Source organism: Pontibacter toksunensis, from assembly GCF_042686245.1.
Taxonomy (GTDB): Bacteria; Bacteroidota; Bacteroidia; order Cytophagales; family Hymenobacteraceae; genus Pontibacter; species Pontibacter toksunensis.
This window is the reverse complement of record NZ_JBHUOX010000086.1, coordinates 1-1,281: the sequence shown is the minus strand read 5'-3', so window position 1 is coordinate 1,281 and position 1,281 is coordinate 1. Positions and strand designations below refer to the sequence as shown.

Here is a 1,281-nt window from a genome sequence, read left to right as displayed (position 1 = left end):
TGTAATAGTCAAGATATGCTCTGACAGTTGAGGGTTATCTGACAGGCATCTGCCCTAAAGTAGTGTTCCATGAGCCCATGCCGTTGGGCTCATTTTTTTTCTGCACCACCCCTTCGTCTTCGGGTGCAAGGGCTGGTTCCGAAAAAAAATGTTTGACAGGATCTTGCCTTAAGCTGTTGAGCATTTTCTCTTTGGCCAGCGGAATGGATTCGAGCAGTGTCTGGTAGGGTGTCCTGCCGAAGCAGTACTTGCCCGTATGCGTCCGCTCCTTGTTGTAATGCTCCAGCCACAGGTCCAGGTCTTCCTGCAGTTCCTCTAACGTAGTATACACCTTTTTACGAAAAGCGATGGCATAAAACTCGTCTTGCATGGTGCGGTGGAAGCGCTCGCAGATGCCGTTGGTCTGCGGGCTTTTGGCCTTGGTCCTGCTGTGGTCGACGTCCTCGATGGCCAGGTAGAGCTGGTATTCATGGTGCTCCTTGGCACCGCAGTACTCAGTACCGCGGTCAGTGAGGATGCGCAGCAGCTTCAACTCGTGCTGCTCATAAAACGGAAGCACCCTGTCATTGAGCATGTCGGCAGCCACCAAAGCATTCTTCCTGTCATAGACTTTTGCCTGCGCCACCTTGGTGTAGGTGTCGATGAAGGTCTGCTGGTAAATCTTGCCCACGCCTTTGATGTAGCCCACGTAATAGGTGTCCTGCGCCCCCAGGTAGCCTGGGTGGTGCGTCTCTATCTCACCGTGCGCTGTCTTCTCTTCCCTGGCTTTCTCCAGGGCCGCAATTTGCGCTTCGGTCAGGATCAGCCCTTCTCCGGCCACTTTGGCTTCAAGTGCTTTTAACCGTTTGGGAAAGGTCTCCAGCTGGTAACGTAGCCACACGGATCGCACCCCTCCAGGGGATATGAAGATGCCTCTCTTCTTAAGCTCATTAGAGGCCCTTAGCTGCCCGAAAGCAGGCTGCTCTGTGGCAAGTTCCACCACTGCCTGTTCAACGGCTTGCTCTACTCTGTTCTTGATGTTGGGCTTTGAGCGGCTAATCTCCTGCAGGGCTGATGTGCCGCCCTGCTCGTAGAGCTGCTGGAAACGGTAGAAGGAGTCCCTGCTGTATCCCATCACCTTACAGGCTTGGGACACGTTACCCAGCATCTCAGCCAGGTTTAGCAATCCTAACTTGTTTTTGATAATTTTGTCTTGAGTAGTCATGATATAATCGGGTTTAATTAATGAAATGCGTCACATTCAATTTAATTAAACTGTCAGATTATATCTTGACTATCTCA

1 pseudogene is annotated in these 1,281 nt (G+C 51.5%); it reads right to left on the bottom strand.

The window, feature by feature from the left end:
• Positions 1-169: 169 nt before the first annotated feature.
• Positions 170-1,204, bottom strand: a pseudogene (locus ACFS7Z_RS27195) (IS481 family transposase); the annotation flags it as partial.
• Between the last annotated feature and the right edge of the window lie 77 nt (positions 1,205-1,281).